The following is a 12,450-nucleotide window of genomic DNA, read 5'->3' on the forward strand; positions in this document are numbered from 1 at the left end:
TTAATTTAAAAAGGACCACTATGTCTCAATTTGAAAATGTCACCATTATCAAAAAAGCCAATCTCTATTTTGACGGAAAAGTTTCCAGCCGTACCATCCAATTTGCCGATGGAAGTGTTAAAACCCTCGGAATTATGGCACCGGGAGAATATACTTTCGGTACCGGCGATAAAGAGATCATGGAAATCATGAGCGGAGAGATGGATATTCAGCTTCCGAGTTCTGAAGAATGGATCACGATCAAAGGACCGCAAAGTTTTGAAGTCCCTGCCAACAGTTCATTTAATCTCAAAGTCAAAACGATTAGTGATTACTGCTGCAGCTACATCAAAGAATAGTTTGGTTCAGCGTTGAATTTCAACGCTGGCTTCCTCTATCCAACCCTCTTTTTCATACGGTTCCCACCCGTTTTTTCCGCCGACTCCGCTAACTTTATAGTATTTGCCGTTTTTTATCTTTGACGTTACCGTTATGTGAGCTTTAATCGGAGTACATTCTCCTGCGCTATCGCAAATCATGGTATCTTTAAGTGTTTTCATACGAAGTGCGGTGATGGAAATGCCCTTGTCCAATTTGGGTTTGACAAATTTATCGTACTTGCCGTCGATTACTTCCAACAAAAGTTTTCGTGATTCTTTGTCTCCCTGCTTTGCTGCATTGGCAAGCCACATCATCCCCTTAGAGGTATTTTGATCAACTCCCCGTCCAGCAACGTACATTATCGCTATATTATACTGTGCATCCACATGCCCCTGCTCAGCTGCTTTTTCATACCATTGTACGGCCATCGATTGGTTTTGTTCTACTCCAATCCCACGTTCATATATGACACCCACATTAAACTGCGATACTTTATCACCGCGCAATGCTGCTGTATAGGTTTCCCAAAAGGACTTTTGAGCTTCTTTGCTTTTCGGCTCAGCCGCCAACATTGCGGTAAGCTCTCCAACGCTTATAAGAAACAGTATCCAGCGCATCATTTTCGTCATTTCAAAGGGTATTAAATGCCCGATCACCTGCATCACCCAATCCCGGAATAATAAATTTATTCTCATCCAGCCTCTCATCGATTTGTGCAATAAATATTTTGACATTCGGATACATATCCTCTATCACGCTGAGTCCCTCCGGTGATGCAATAATATTAAGGGAAAGTATTTCATCCGCCCCTTTTTTTTCTAAAACTTCAATCGCATCACACAATGATCCGCCTGTCGCAACCATAGGATCGACCAAAATGACGGTTTTACCCTTGCAATCACCGACACGGTCGTAGTACAGATGACTTTTATGCGTCACTTCATCCCGTTTGATTCCTAAAAATCCCGATACCGAATGAGTCAGAGTATTAATAACGGCATCATGCATCGGTAATGCCGCCCTCAAAACGGATACGACCATAATTTCTGATTCATCGATTCGCTGTATAGTTTGTTCTCCTCGCCATGACATTACCGTATACGGTTTCATGGGAAACGTTCTCATGGCTTCGTAGAGCAATATTTTTGTTATTTCATGGATCGTATGACGAAAGGTTAAAGGGGAAATGGTTATGTCTCGCAGCGTATTGACGAGTGATTGTAGAAGGGGGTGTTCTGGATGAGTGTGCATAATTTCACTTTCAAAAAGATGCACTATTATAGTATATAAGTATGTCGACTGCCTAAGCAGTGACACTTATTTGTAGCGATAGGTAATTCGCCCTTTGTCCAAACTGTATGGGGTAAGTTCGATTTTCACCGTATCCCCAGGAAGGATTTTAATGTAGTGCATTCGCATTTTTCCTGCGATATGACACAAAATAACATGACCGTTAGGCAACTCAACACGAAACGTTGCGTTTGGTAGTGCCTCAATAATCTTTCCGTCTACTTCAATGACATCATCTTTTGCCATATATATTCCTTTACGCGATTGATAATATTTCAGCTCTACCGTTGATAATTGCAACCGTATGCTCGTAATGAGAGCCTCTCAGCCCGTCCGTACTCACCACATCCCAGCCATTTGCCAAAATTTTGGAAGTTCCTTCTTTGTGGCAAATCATAGGTTCCAGACAAAATACCATTCCGTTTTTAATTTTCGGACCCGCTTTTGCATTGGTTCCGTCCAAATAATTCGGGATTTCAGGTTCTTCATGCGGCTTTTTCCCGATACCGTGGCCACAGAATCCTCGTAGGGGTACGAATCCCCGTCCGAGAATAAACTGCTCTATCTCGTAAGAAAGCTCTTTAAAGCGCATTCCGTCACGGATAATGTCAATTGCAAAATAAAGGGCGTCTTTCGAACATGCAATCAATGCTTCGTCTTCGGAACTGATTGTCCCGACTCCGAGCGAAATCGCTGCATCTCCAAAATATCCCCCTTTTTTGGTTCCAACGTCAAATCCGACAATATCACCCTCGCACAGAGCGTAATCGGTCGGAATGCCATGAATAATGACTTCATTGACAGAGGTACAAACAGCACTTGGAAAACCGTAGAGCCCTTTAAAAGAGGGAGTAGCACCTTGGCTTCGGATATAATCCTCACCTATGGCATCAAGTTCTTTCAGGGTGATTCCCGGTTTCGTATGGGAAGCTAATAATTCCAACGTCGCACCGACGATTTGATTCGCGGCGCGAAGTTTTGCTATTTCATCATTTTTGCGTAGCGCAATCGACATTGTTAAAGGCCAACCGCGCTAAGAGTTTGATATTTGCTCATATAAACCTGTGCTTCGATGCGGCGCATCGTATCAAGGGCAACTTGAACAACGATCAGTACTGCCGTTCCTCCGAAAAAGAACGGTACACCCATCGCTTTTACAATGACCCACGGCAATGTGGCGATCAAACCGAGATAGATCGCACCGGTAACAGTAAGACGTCCAGCCGTATCATTCAAAAACTCTTTGGTTGATTCGCCCGGACGAACACCCGGTATAAATCCGCCTTGACGTTTTAAATTGTCTGCAATATCTTTTGCATTAAATACGATTGACGCATAAAAGAATGCAAAGAAGACAATAAAGAGAAATTGTAAAATGTTAAAGAAATAGTGACTCGGATTCAATACATCCGCTACAGCTTGAACATAATGATTTGTACTTGATGACATTACGGTCATCGGAAACATTAAAATTGCTGAAGCAAAGATAACGGGAATAACACCCGAAAGGTTTACTTTAACCGGGATATAGTTCATAACCCGTTTATTTTGATTTTGAAGCATCGTCTTTTTCGCATAGGTAACCGGTATACGGCGTTCACCCAATTCAACATAGATAATGACCAATACGGTAGCTACAATAAGAGCTATAATCGCTAACAGGGCGAAAATACTCATAGCACCTGTATTGACCATCGTAATGGCATGTGACAATCCGCTTGGAATTGCCGAAACGATACCGGCGAAAATAATCAAAGAGACACCGTTTCCGATACCGCTTTGGGTAATCTGCTCACCAATCCACATCAAAAGCATAGTCCCTGCCAACATTGATACCGTTGCTAAAAGAATAAAGGTAGAATGATCAACCAAAATGGCACTTCCACCGTCTTTCCCGGTCATACTTTGCAAACCGATACTTACACCGATTGCTTGTACAATGGTAATAACAATCGTTGCATAACGGATAATCTGCATGTATTTCACCATACCGTCGCGCTCTTTTTTCATTTGTCCTAAATTTGGAAATGTAGCGGCCAAAAGTTCCATGATAATTGAAGCGGTGATGTAGGGCATGATACCGAGAGAGATGATGGAGAGACGTTCTACGGCTTTACCGCTAAACATATTAAACAGACCTAACGCGTCAGCTTGATGAGAGTCAAAAAAAGAAGCTAGGACGGCTGTGTCAACACCCGGTACCGGCACGTATGCCAGCAGTCGGTAGATAAAAAGAAAACCGATCGTTATTAAGATCTTGTTTACAATTTGTTGGTTCATTAGTTACCAGTTGTTGTAACGTTTTCATCTTTGATTTTAGATGCTAAATCTTTAGCGCTAGCGCCGACAAGTTTAACACTTGTAACCGATTTAGCCAATCGGTGTACGCTACGGATAGTTTCCATAGTGATTTCCGAAAGTGCTGCAATCTCTTTTACTTTTTCAACATTGATCGTTGTCGGTTTTACAACACGTGATGTAAATCCGATTTTCGGCAAACGACGTGCAAGTGGCTGTTGTCCACCCTCGAAGTTACGTTTTTCATTGTAACCTTTACGTGCTTTTTGCCCTTTGTGACCTTTACCGGCAGTTTTACCTTGGCCACTTCCTTGGCCACGGCCAAGACGTTTTGTACTGTGGGTTGAACCCTCAGCAGGAGTAAGGTTTTCTAATGCCATAACTTATCCTTTGATACGTGATAGTGCATCGATTGTCGCACGTACCACAGTGTTTGGATTGTTAGAACCCAAAGACTTCGTAAGAATGTCTTGGATTCCCGCAAGCTCAAGTACAGGACGAGTTGCGCCACCGGCGATAACCCCTGTACCTTCAGATGCAGGTTTTAGCAAGATACGGCTTGCGTTGTATTTAACTTCGATATCGTGAGCGATGGTAGTCCCTTTGATCTTCACGTTAGTCAAGTTTTTAAACGCTTCGTCGACCGCTTTGCGGATTGCATCGGGAACCTCTTTGGCTTTACCGACACCGTATCCAACGGTTCCTTTTTTATTTCCTACAACTACAAGAGCGGTAAAACGGAAACGTCGACCACCCTTTACAACTTTGGTTACACGACCGATGTTTACAATCGCTTCTGCAAATTCTTCTCTATTAATCGGATTCATCGATCAGCCCTTAAAACTTGATTTCATTTGCACGAAGTGCTTCGGCAAACGCTTTAACGACACCGTGATACAAAAACCCGTTACGATCGAACGTGATTTCGTTAATTCCGGCATCTTTGAGGGTTTGAGCAAATGCAGCACCGGCTTTTTCGGCACCTTCGATATTTGCTCTAAGACCCAAAGTTTTTGAGTGTACTGCCGCCAACGTTACCGCTGCTTCATCATTGATTGCTTGCGCGCTGATGTAGCGGTTTGAACGGAAGATAGAGACACGTGGCAATGTCGCGCATCCAGAAATTTTAGAGCGAATACGGCGTTTACGTTGAGTACGCTTAGCCGTTTTAATTTTAAGTGTTTTACCTGTCATATCATCGCTCCTTATTTCTTAGATGTCTTACCGGCTTTACGCAGGATAGTCTCATCGGCATATTTAACACCTTTACCTTTATACGGTTCAGGTGGACGGAATGATCGGATTACAGCAGCAACTTGACCAACTTGTTGTTTGTCAGCGCCTTTGATACTGATAACGTTTTTCTCTACAGCAATTGCGATTCCAGCAGGGATATCAAAGTTGATATCATGGCTGTAACCTAGTTGAAGATTAAGAACGTTCCCTTGAACAGCAGCACGGTAACCGACCCCGTTGATCTCAAGTTTTTTCTCAAAACCTGTTGTCAAACCGGTAACGATGTTCGCTGCCAATGCACGGTATGTACCCCAGAACGCACGATCTGTACGTTGATCAGAGTTTGTACTAAACGTTAATGTGTTATCTTCAAGTACAACACCACAATTTCCAAGAGTATCCAAGGTTTGTGTTGTAGCACCTTTAGTAAACGTGATTACCGTTCCATCAAGTGTTGCTTTTACATCAGCAGGGATAGAAATAGGAAGTTTTCCAATACGTGACATCTTATCTCCTTACCAAATTGTACAAAGGACTTCGCCGCCAACGCCAAGCTCGAATGCTTTATCGTTAGGAAGAACCCCTTTTGAACTGCTGACGATGATGGTACCGTAACCGTTTTTAAAACGTTTAAGCTCATCTTTGCCTTTGTAAATACGACGTCCCGGTTTAGAAACACGTTTTACTTCATTGATAACCGTACGACCTTTTTCGTCGTATTTTAGAACTACATTGATTGTTTTTTTAACGCCGTCTTCAACCACGTTAAAACTTTCGATGTAGCCTTTATCAGCCAAAATTGCAACAACTGCTTCTACTACTTTAGAGTGAACCAAAGTTGTTACATCCAATCTGCGCATTGCAGCATTACGGATACGAGTCAACGAATCCGCGATCAAATCATTAATCATTTTTTTTCCTTATCTAATCATTAGGAGTTTCTTGCCAGGTAAAAGGCCGAGGGAGTCATAAACACCCTCTCCGTGTTTTTACCAAGAAGACTTTCTAACGCCTGGGATTAACCCTTCGTTTGCCATTTTACGGAAGCAAACGCGACAAATTCCGAAATCGCTGATAACAGAGTGCGGACGACCGCAGATCTGACAACGAGTGTATGCGCGAACTGCAAATTTTGGTGTGCGAGCCGCTTTAGCGATCATTGACTTTTTAGCCATTATTCTCTCCCTTTAGCAAAAGGCATACCGAGCATTTCAAGAAGCTTGAAAGCATCCTTGTCAGCTGTTGCAGATGTAACCACAGTGATGTTCATCCCGTGGATTTGCATAATTGAATCATAATCAACTTCCGGGAAAATCAACTGCTCGGTCAAACCGAAGTTGTAGTTCCCGCGACCGTCAAAACCGTTACGTGGAATACCACGGAAGTCTTTAACACGTGGAAGTGATACAGAGATCAATTTATCCATGAAATCGTACATTTGAGTACCGCGAAGTGTTACTTTAACACCAACCGGCATCCCTTCACGTACTTTAAAACCCGCAACCGATTTTTTTGCAACAACAACTGAAGCACGTTGGCCTGCGATGTTGCTGATCGTATCTTGGATGCTTTGGATCAATTTGTTGTCTTTCATGGCAAAACCACAACCGACAGAAATCACTACTTTTTCCAACATCGGGATTTGCATTGCATTGCTGATCCCAAGTGCTGTTTGAAGTTCTGGTTTAAGAGCCAAATATTTATCTTTTAGTCGTGCCATGATTACGCCTCTACTTTGCGGACATTCGATGCATCGATCGGCATCTCTTTGCTCATAAATCCGCCTTGTGGATTTTGTTCGCTAGGTTTGATCGCTTTTTTAGCAACACGGCAACCTTTAACGATTACTTTGTTTTTCTTAGGCATAACTTGAAGCAATTCTGCTTTAGTACCTTTGTCATCACCGGCGATCACTTCAACAATGTCGCCTTTTTTGAAATTAAATTTTGCCATCATACAACCTCTGGAGCAAGTGATACGATTTTCATGAAACCTGCGTAACGAACTTCACGGCTTACAGGTCCGAAAATACGCGTACCGATCGGCTCACGTTTTTTATCAAGGATAACTGCTGCATTTTCGTCGAAACGGATAAGTGAACCGTTTTCACGGTGTACTTCTTTTTTCGTACGAACAACAACCGCTGTTACGACTTGACCTTTTTTGATCTTACCGGTTGGAGCCGCTTTTTTAACAGAAGCGATGATAACATCTCCTACTGTTGCATAACGACGTTTTGAACCGCCAAGAACCTTAATACACATGATCTCTTTTGCACCTGTGTTATCGGCTACCGCTAAACGAGTAAAACTTTGAATCATACGTTCGCTCCTTTAACAAGAGTTTTAAGGCGGAACGATTTACTTTTTGAAAGTGGACGACATTCGATCGCGATCACTTCATCACCAATGTTTAGTTGGTTGTTTTCGTCATGAATCATGTATTTTTTGAAACGTTTTACCGTTTTGTGGTAACGTGGGTGCATAACACGGCGTTCAACAACGATAGTTGCTGTTTTTTCGCCTGCTTTTGTAACTACGATACCTTGAATTTCACGTTTATGTGTCATAGCTCTGCCCTTACTTCACTGCGTTCATAGCAGTGTTAATGCGTGCAATGTCTTTTTTAGCCGTGCGAAGTTCGCTCGTGTTAGTCAATTGCATCATTTTTTGCTTAATTTTCAAAGTGAAAAGCTCAATTTTTTTCTCTTTGAGCATCCCTTGAAGTTCAGCAGCTGTTTTGTCGTTCAAATCAGTATATTTCATTGCTCATCTCCGCAGTTACAATTTTGGTTTTGAACGGAAGTTTTTGCATCGCAAGCGCTAATGCTTCACGTGCAAGAGTCTCTTCAACACCACCCATTTCAAAAATGATACGGCCTGGTTTGATGTTCATTACCCATTGGTCAACAGAACCTTTACCTTTACCCATACGCACTTCAAGTGGTTTGGCAGTCAATGGTTTAGCCGGGAACACGCGGATCCAGATTTTACCTTGACGTTTGATATGACGGTTTGCTGCAATACGAGCCGCTTCGATTTGACGAGAGTTAATACGTCCCGCTTCCGTTGCTTTGAATCCGATAGAACCGAAATCAAGTTTGTTAGCATTTGTAGCGTAACCACGGTTACGCCCTTTCATCATTTTACGATATTTCGTACGTTTAGGCATCAACATGATTAGTTAGCCTTTCGTCGTGGACGACGTTGTTGATCTTCGCCACGCTCTTCTTTAGATTCTTTTGCTTCTGGTTGGATACCTTTAGTGAGAACTTCACCTTTGAAAATCCAAACTTTGATACCGATTACACCGTAAGTAGTGTGCGCTTCAGCAAAACCGTAATCGATTTTTGCACGAAGCGTATGCAACGGTACGCGACCTTCAAGGTACCACTCAGTACGAGCGATCTCAGCACCGCCAAGACGTCCTGCTACTGAAACTTTAATACCTTTAGCGCCTGCACGTTGTGCATTTTGCATAACTTTTTTCATCGCGCGGCGGAACGCTACACGTTTTTCAAGTTGAGTCGCAACGTTTTCTGCAACGAGTTGTGCAGAAGCTTGTGCTTTTTTCTCTTCTTTGATGTTAACTGCTACCGGTTTACCGATAAGGTTTTGAAGAGATTCTTTAATTTTTTCAATGTCAGAACCTTTCTTACCGATGATGATACCAGGACGAGCTGCAATGATTGTAACGCGAAGACGTTTCGCAGTACGCTCGATTACGATGTTGCTCACACCAGCGTAGTAGAGTTCTTTTTTCAAATAGGTACGGATTTTATGATCTTCGCCCAATGAAACCGCAGCTGTTTTAAAGTTAGGGAACCAACGAGATTCCCAGTTGCGGTTGATACCGAGACGAAGTCCGATAGGATTAACTTTATGACCCATAATTATTTACCCTCTACTTCTACCAAAATGTGTGCTGTCGGCTTGCGGATTCCAGAAGCGGTACCACGTGCACGTTGAGTGAAACGTTTAAGTACCGGACCGTTATCAACGCGGCATGATTTGATAATACAATCTTCCGCATCGATACCGCTGTTAGCTACTGCTGACGCAACCACTTTAGCGATGATTCTAGCCGCTTTGTTCGGAGTAAACTCCAACGCAGCCATAGCTTGCTCTGCATTCATTCCTTGAACTTCGCGAGCGATCAAACGAGATTTAGTCGGAGATACGCGAACGAATTTTAATAGTGCTCTTGCCATATCTCTTCCTTATTTCCCGATTTTCTTTTGTACAGAACCTTTATGGCCCTTAAACGTACGTGTTGGTGCAAATTCACCAAGTTTGTAACCGATATGGTTTTCCGTTACGAAAACCGGTACAAACTGACGGCCATTGTGAACGGTAAAAGTCAAACCGATCATATCTGGCAAGATCACACTACGGCGTGACCAAGTTTTGATAGGTTTGTTGCTTTTCGTCTCTTTGGCAGCAATCACTTTTTTCATAAGGTGTCCATCAACAAATGGTCCTTTTTTTACTGATCTAGCCATTATCTACCTCTTCGGATTGGATTTACGGCGAGTAATAATCAATTTATCACTTGCTTTCTTCTTACGTGTTTTAGCACCTTTAGTCGGTTTACCCCACGGAGTAACCGGGTGACGTCCTGAATTCGTTTTACCTTCACCACCACCGTGCGGGTGATCGATAGGGTTCATCGCAGAACCACGCGTTTGAGGACGGATACCCATGTGACGTGTACGTCCAGCTTTACCAAGAACGATGTTGATGTACTCTTCGTTACCGACAGTACCGACAGTCGCCATACATTCACCCAAAACATAACGCATTTCACTAGATGGAAGACGTACAGATACATACTTGCCTTCACGACCCATGATTTGTGCAGATGTTCCGGCTGAACGAACGATTTGTCCGCCTTTACCCGGTTTAAGCTCGATATTGTGAACCGTTGTCCCGACAGGGATGTTCATCAATTTCATCGCGTTACCCGCTTTAATATCCAATCCGCTTTCAGCAGAAGCGATAACATCACCTACTACCAAACCTTTAGGTTGGAGGATGTAACGTTTGTCACCGTCTACGTAGTTGATAAGAGCGATACGGCAGTTACGGTATGGATCGTATTCAATTGCAGCAACAGTTCCGGTAACACCGAATTTGTTACGTTTGAAATCGATGATACGGTAAAGCTTTTTAGCTCCCGCTTCTTTATGACGAGATGTGATACGACCGTTGTTGTTACGTCCGGCAGCTGCAGGAAGTTTGATCAACAAAGAACGAACAGACGCTTTTGCCGTGATGTCCGAGTTGTCAACGTTTGTATAGAAACGTCGGCTCGGGGTGGTTGGTTTATACGTTTTGATCGCCATATTACACCGCCAAACTATCGATTTGTGCGCCTTCTGGCAATTTCACATAAAACTTTTTAAAGTCGTTTTGTTTGCCAGCAAGACCGCGGAAACGTTTAACTTTTCCGCTTTGGTTTAATGAGTTTACACGAGCCGGAACGATTCCGAAATACTCTCTAAACACCTCTTTAAGAGCGTTCTTTGTCATACGTGGAGACGTTTGAACAACGATTACACCCTCTTCTTGAAGACCAAGGGTCTTCTCTGTATACAGGATTGATTTGATATCAGTAATATCTGCCATCTTAGCTCTCTTTAGTCAGATTTTCCCATACCGCTTTTTCGATAACCACCGAACGGTATGTCGCAGCCAAAAAGGCGTTGAGTTCATTCTCTTCTACAACATATGTAGAAGCAATGTTACGGAATGCAAGATAGGTATTCTCATCGAGAATCTTTTTCACCAACAACGCATCACGAACATTCAATGCATTGAACAACGCCAATGCGTCTTTTGTTTTACCAGTCGGAACTTCGATCGAATCAACGATGAATAACTTTCCAGCTGTAGCCAAAGCATCCAAAGCACATTTAAGTGCAAGTTTCTTTTGCTTTTTATTGATCTTTTGATCGTAGTTACGACCCGTGTTTGGACCATGTGCAATCGCACCGCCAACAAAGATCGGTGAACGACGTGAACCGGCACGTGCGCCACCTTTACCTTTTTGAGCCCATGGTTTCTTACCACCACCGCTAATAGTCGAACGGCTTTTTACAGACGCTGTATTAGAACGGATACTCGCTTGATACGATTTAACGTACAAATAGAGGTTATGTGGGTTGATACCGTTAAAGCTCTCAGGCAATGCCAATTCAGAGGCTTTTTCGAATTTTTCGTTCAGTACAATCGCGCTCATTATTTCACTACCTTTACTCGACCTAGTGCACCGTTAGCGCCTGGGATTGAACCCACAACAACCAACACACCGTTTTCTGCGTCGTATGACATTACTTCATTTTTAACAGTAACTTGTTCGTTACCGTATTGACCTGACATTTTACGTCCTTTTTGGACTTTACCAGGCCATTCGCGGTTACCGATAGATCCACCGGTACGGTGGAAACGGTGACCGTGTGCACCAGGTCCGCCGGCAAAATTCCAACGTTTCATAACGCCGGTAAAACCGCGACCTTTAGTATTGAAAGACGATTTAACCGTTTTTGCATCTGCCAAAGGAGCCATATCCAAATCACCTGCTTCGGTGTTTGCAACTTCTAAAGTAGCGAATTTGTTGAATTCAGCAGAAAGATTATATTTCTTTTGTTGACCTTCAACCGGTTTGTTCGTCGATTTGCCTTGGCTGTATGCTACAAGAGCAACGCCGTCATTCACTTCACAAACTTTGATCTCTTTTACTTTTAAAAGAGTTACAACTTTGCTCGGAACGCTGATAGTTCGGCTCATGCCGATTTTTTCTACAATGTATTCCACACCCTACTCCTTACTTGTCCATAGAGCGAACTTCTACGTCCACTTCCGGAGCCAAGTCAAGCTTCATCAAAGAATCAACTGTATCTGGCGTAGCCGACACGATGTCGATCAAACGTGCGTGCATACGAATCTCAAATTGCTCACGTGAGTCTTTATTGACGTGCGGAGATTTAAGAACCGTATATTTACGAATCTTGGTTGGCAAAGGGATCGGTCCGCGGATTTCCGCACCCGTTCGCTTTACAGCTTCAACAATAGAGGCAACTGAACGATCAAGTACACGATGATCGTATGCTCTAAGTTTCAAACGAATTTTTTCCATAATTTTTCCTTAGATAAAAGAACTCGTCAGTCAATGCTGACTATATAAGGCGGCGAAATTATACCGACATACCCAGCCAGGGTCAAGGATTTTAGGGGTAAAAACGGTGTATTAATGTAAATTTACTTC

The 12,450-nt window shown here is 42.9% G+C and carries 26 protein-coding genes; 1 reads left to right on the plus strand and 25 read right to left on the minus strand.

The genetic code is table 11. The annotated features are described in order from the left end of the window. Positions 1-20 precede the first annotated feature (20 nt). Entirely contained in the window at positions 21-338 is a 318-nt protein-coding gene (locus PHE37_RS02200; protein ID WP_299995541.1) for a pyrimidine/purine nucleoside phosphorylase, read from the plus strand. Positions 339-344: 6 nt separating this feature from the next. Here PHE37_RS02200 and PHE37_RS02205 read toward each other — a convergent pair whose 3' ends face one another. The 25 genes from PHE37_RS02205 to rpsJ form a co-directional block, all read right to left on the minus strand. Then, positions 345-980 carry a tetratricopeptide repeat protein gene (locus PHE37_RS02205; protein ID WP_299995543.1) on the minus strand — a complete coding sequence of 212 codons (636 nt, stop codon included), beginning with the start codon at positions 978-980 and terminating at the stop codon, positions 345-347. Positions 981-990: 10 nt separating this feature from the next. Beyond that, positions 991-1,611, minus strand: coding sequence for a uracil phosphoribosyltransferase (gene upp, locus PHE37_RS02210; protein ID WP_299995545.1), 621 nt, complete (start codon positions 1,609-1,611; stop codon positions 991-993). 66 nt (positions 1,612-1,677) lie between these two features. Then, positions 1,678-1,896 carry a translation initiation factor IF-1 gene (gene infA, locus PHE37_RS02215; protein ID WP_013459075.1) on the minus strand — a complete coding sequence of 73 codons (219 nt, stop codon included), beginning with the start codon at positions 1,894-1,896 and terminating at the stop codon, positions 1,678-1,680. 10 nt (positions 1,897-1,906) lie between these two features. Continuing rightward, positions 1,907-2,665 (minus strand): type I methionyl aminopeptidase, encoded by a 759-nt coding sequence (gene map / locus PHE37_RS02220; RefSeq protein ID WP_299995547.1) that lies wholly within the window; start codon positions 2,663-2,665, stop codon positions 1,907-1,909. 2 nt (positions 2,666-2,667) lie between these two features. Continuing rightward, positions 2,668-3,930: a preprotein translocase subunit SecY gene (gene secY / locus PHE37_RS02225; RefSeq protein WP_299995549.1), complete on the minus strand. Its 1,263-nt coding sequence runs from the start codon at positions 3,928-3,930 to the stop codon at positions 2,668-2,670. Then, positions 3,930-4,328: a 50S ribosomal protein L15 gene (rplO, locus tag PHE37_RS02230; RefSeq protein ID WP_299995551.1), complete on the minus strand. Its 399-nt coding sequence runs from the start codon at positions 4,326-4,328 to the stop codon at positions 3,930-3,932. The genes secY and rplO overlap by 1 nt, the downstream gene beginning before the upstream one ends. 3 nt (positions 4,329-4,331) lie before the next feature. After that, positions 4,332-4,775 carry a 30S ribosomal protein S5 gene (gene rpsE / locus PHE37_RS02235; RefSeq protein WP_299995553.1) on the minus strand — a complete coding sequence of 148 codons (444 nt, stop codon included), beginning with the start codon at positions 4,773-4,775 and terminating at the stop codon, positions 4,332-4,334. A 10-nt stretch (positions 4,776-4,785) separates the two neighbouring features. Further along, complete coding sequence (rplR, locus tag PHE37_RS02240) at positions 4,786-5,142, minus strand: 50S ribosomal protein L18 (RefSeq protein WP_299995555.1); 357 nt, start codon at positions 5,140-5,142, stop codon at positions 4,786-4,788. An 11-nt stretch (positions 5,143-5,153) separates the two neighbouring features. Further along, complete coding sequence (gene rplF, locus PHE37_RS02245) at positions 5,154-5,690, minus strand: 50S ribosomal protein L6 (RefSeq protein WP_299995558.1); 537 nt, start codon at positions 5,688-5,690, stop codon at positions 5,154-5,156. Positions 5,691-5,699: 9 nt separating this feature from the next. Continuing rightward, the gene (rpsH, locus tag PHE37_RS02250; protein WP_015652606.1) at positions 5,700-6,095 is read right to left on the minus strand and encodes a 30S ribosomal protein S8; all 396 of its coding nucleotides are present in this window, start codon (positions 6,093-6,095) and stop codon (positions 5,700-5,702) included. A 78-nt stretch (positions 6,096-6,173) separates the two neighbouring features. Further along, a complete protein-coding gene (locus tag PHE37_RS02255) occupies positions 6,174-6,359 on the minus strand; it encodes a type Z 30S ribosomal protein S14 (RefSeq protein WP_041666707.1) in 186 nt (61 codons plus the stop codon). Continuing rightward, positions 6,359-6,904: a 50S ribosomal protein L5 gene (gene rplE / locus PHE37_RS02260; RefSeq protein ID WP_299995561.1), complete on the minus strand. Its 546-nt coding sequence runs from the start codon at positions 6,902-6,904 to the stop codon at positions 6,359-6,361. The genes PHE37_RS02255 and rplE overlap by 1 nt, the downstream gene beginning before the upstream one ends. Positions 6,905-6,906: 2 nt before the next feature. After that, positions 6,907-7,137, minus strand: a complete 231-nt coding sequence (gene rplX / locus PHE37_RS02265) for a 50S ribosomal protein L24 (protein ID WP_299995565.1) — start codon at positions 7,135-7,137, stop codon at positions 6,907-6,909. Beyond that, positions 7,137-7,505 (minus strand): 50S ribosomal protein L14, encoded by a 369-nt coding sequence (gene rplN, locus PHE37_RS02270; protein WP_299925500.1) that lies wholly within the window; start codon positions 7,503-7,505, stop codon positions 7,137-7,139. The genes rplX and rplN overlap by 1 nt, the downstream gene beginning before the upstream one ends. Then, complete coding sequence (gene rpsQ / locus PHE37_RS02275; RefSeq protein WP_299938473.1) at positions 7,502-7,753, minus strand: 30S ribosomal protein S17; 252 nt, start codon at positions 7,751-7,753, stop codon at positions 7,502-7,504. Before rpsQ ends, rplN begins: the two co-directional genes overlap by 4 nt. 10 nt (positions 7,754-7,763) lie before the next feature. After that, positions 7,764-7,949, minus strand: coding sequence for a 50S ribosomal protein L29 (gene rpmC, locus PHE37_RS02280; RefSeq protein ID WP_015652601.1), 186 nt, complete (start codon positions 7,947-7,949; stop codon positions 7,764-7,766). After that, positions 7,936-8,361: a 50S ribosomal protein L16 gene (gene rplP, locus PHE37_RS02285; RefSeq protein ID WP_015652600.1), complete on the minus strand. Its 426-nt coding sequence runs from the start codon at positions 8,359-8,361 to the stop codon at positions 7,936-7,938. Before rplP ends, rpmC begins: the two co-directional genes overlap by 14 nt. A 2-nt stretch (positions 8,362-8,363) precedes the next feature. Then, the gene (gene rpsC / locus PHE37_RS02290) at positions 8,364-9,074 is read right to left on the minus strand and encodes a 30S ribosomal protein S3 (RefSeq protein WP_013459060.1); all 711 of its coding nucleotides are present in this window, start codon (positions 9,072-9,074) and stop codon (positions 8,364-8,366) included. Between the two features lie 2 nt (positions 9,075-9,076). Continuing rightward, entirely contained in the window at positions 9,077-9,394 is a 318-nt protein-coding gene (rplV, locus tag PHE37_RS02295) for a 50S ribosomal protein L22 (RefSeq protein WP_300008145.1), read from the minus strand. Positions 9,395-9,403: 9 nt separating this feature from the next. Next, the gene (gene rpsS, locus PHE37_RS02300; protein WP_295062901.1) at positions 9,404-9,685 is read right to left on the minus strand and encodes a 30S ribosomal protein S19; all 282 of its coding nucleotides are present in this window, start codon (positions 9,683-9,685) and stop codon (positions 9,404-9,406) included. 3 nt (positions 9,686-9,688) lie between these two features. Beyond that, a complete protein-coding gene (rplB, locus tag PHE37_RS02305; RefSeq protein WP_300008147.1) occupies positions 9,689-10,528 on the minus strand; it encodes a 50S ribosomal protein L2 in 840 nt (279 codons plus the stop codon). Between the two features lies 1 nt (position 10,529). Next, positions 10,530-10,811, minus strand: a complete 282-nt coding sequence (locus PHE37_RS02310; RefSeq protein WP_015652595.1) for a 50S ribosomal protein L23 — start codon at positions 10,809-10,811, stop codon at positions 10,530-10,532. A 1-nt stretch (position 10,812) separates the two neighbouring features. Then, complete coding sequence (gene rplD, locus PHE37_RS02315) at positions 10,813-11,427, minus strand: 50S ribosomal protein L4 (protein WP_300008186.1); 615 nt, start codon at positions 11,425-11,427, stop codon at positions 10,813-10,815. Then, entirely contained in the window at positions 11,424-11,999 is a 576-nt protein-coding gene (rplC, locus tag PHE37_RS02320) for a 50S ribosomal protein L3 (RefSeq protein ID WP_300008149.1), read from the minus strand. Before rplC ends, rplD begins: the two co-directional genes overlap by 4 nt. 10 nt (positions 12,000-12,009) lie before the next feature. Next, entirely contained in the window at positions 12,010-12,321 is a 312-nt protein-coding gene (gene rpsJ / locus PHE37_RS02325) for a 30S ribosomal protein S10 (protein WP_013459053.1), read from the minus strand. Between the last annotated feature and the right edge of the window lie 129 nt (positions 12,322-12,450).

Source organism: Sulfuricurvum sp. (genome assembly GCF_028681615.1).
In the GTDB taxonomy this organism is placed as follows: Bacteria; Campylobacterota; Campylobacteria; order Campylobacterales; family Sulfurimonadaceae; genus Sulfuricurvum.

Excerpts from the sequence above, each read along its gene's own strand:
- PHE37_RS02255 (WP_041666707.1), bottom strand. The coding sequence starts at position 6,359 with ATGGCTAAAAAGTCAATGATCGCTAAAGCGGCTCGCACACCAAAATTT.
- rplP (WP_015652600.1), bottom strand. The coding sequence starts at position 8,361 with ATGTTGATGCCTAAACGTACGAAATATCGTAAAATGATGAAAGGGCGT.
- PHE37_RS02200 (WP_299995541.1), top strand. The coding sequence starts at position 21 with ATGTCTCAATTTGAAAATGTCACCATTATCAAAAAAGCCAATCTCTAT.
- PHE37_RS02310 (WP_015652595.1), bottom strand. The coding sequence starts at position 10,811 with ATGGCAGATATTACTGATATCAAATCAATCCTGTATACAGAGAAGACC.
- map (WP_299995547.1), bottom strand. The coding sequence starts at position 2,665 with ATGTCGATTGCGCTACGCAAAAATGATGAAATAGCAAAACTTCGCGCC.
- secY (WP_299995549.1), bottom strand. The coding sequence starts at position 3,930 with ATGAACCAACAAATTGTAAACAAGATCTTAATAACGATCGGTTTTCTT.
- rplF (WP_299995558.1), bottom strand. The coding sequence starts at position 5,690 with ATGTCACGTATTGGAAAACTTCCTATTTCTATCCCTGCTGATGTAAAA.
- infA (WP_013459075.1), bottom strand. The coding sequence starts at position 1,896 with ATGGCAAAAGATGATGTCATTGAAGTAGACGGAAAGATTATTGAGGCA.
- rplB (WP_300008147.1), bottom strand. The coding sequence starts at position 10,528 with ATGGCGATCAAAACGTATAAACCAACCACCCCGAGCCGACGTTTCTAT.
- rpsE (WP_299995553.1), bottom strand. The coding sequence starts at position 4,775 with ATGAATCCGATTAATAGAGAAGAATTTGCAGAAGCGATTGTAAACATC.
- rplO (WP_299995551.1), bottom strand. The coding sequence starts at position 4,328 with ATGGCATTAGAAAACCTTACTCCTGCTGAGGGTTCAACCCACAGTACA.
- rplX (WP_299995565.1), bottom strand. The coding sequence starts at position 7,137 with ATGGCAAAATTTAATTTCAAAAAAGGCGACATTGTTGAAGTGATCGCC.
- rplR (WP_299995555.1), bottom strand. The coding sequence starts at position 5,142 with ATGACAGGTAAAACACTTAAAATTAAAACGGCTAAGCGTACTCAACGT.
- rpsH (WP_015652606.1), bottom strand. The coding sequence starts at position 6,095 with ATGATTAATGATTTGATCGCGGATTCGTTGACTCGTATCCGTAATGCT.
- rplN (WP_299925500.1), bottom strand. The coding sequence starts at position 7,505 with ATGATTCAAAGTTTTACTCGTTTAGCGGTAGCCGATAACACAGGTGCA.
- rpsS (WP_295062901.1), bottom strand. The coding sequence starts at position 9,685 with ATGGCTAGATCAGTAAAAAAAGGACCATTTGTTGATGGACACCTTATG.
- upp (WP_299995545.1), bottom strand. The coding sequence starts at position 1,611 with ATGCACACTCATCCAGAACACCCCCTTCTACAATCACTCGTCAATACG.
- PHE37_RS02205 (WP_299995543.1), bottom strand. The coding sequence starts at position 980 with ATGATGCGCTGGATACTGTTTCTTATAAGCGTTGGAGAGCTTACCGCA.
- rpmC (WP_015652601.1), bottom strand. The coding sequence starts at position 7,949 with ATGAAATATACTGATTTGAACGACAAAACAGCTGCTGAACTTCAAGGG.
- rpsQ (WP_299938473.1), bottom strand. The coding sequence starts at position 7,753 with ATGACACATAAACGTGAAATTCAAGGTATCGTAGTTACAAAAGCAGGC.
- rpsC (WP_013459060.1), bottom strand. The coding sequence starts at position 9,074 with ATGGGTCATAAAGTTAATCCTATCGGACTTCGTCTCGGTATCAACCGC.
- rplV (WP_300008145.1), bottom strand. The coding sequence starts at position 9,394 with ATGGCAAGAGCACTATTAAAATTCGTTCGCGTATCTCCGACTAAATCT.
- rplE (WP_299995561.1), bottom strand. The coding sequence starts at position 6,904 with ATGGCACGACTAAAAGATAAATATTTGGCTCTTAAACCAGAACTTCAA.
- rpsJ (WP_013459053.1), bottom strand. The coding sequence starts at position 12,321 with ATGGAAAAAATTCGTTTGAAACTTAGAGCATACGATCATCGTGTACTT.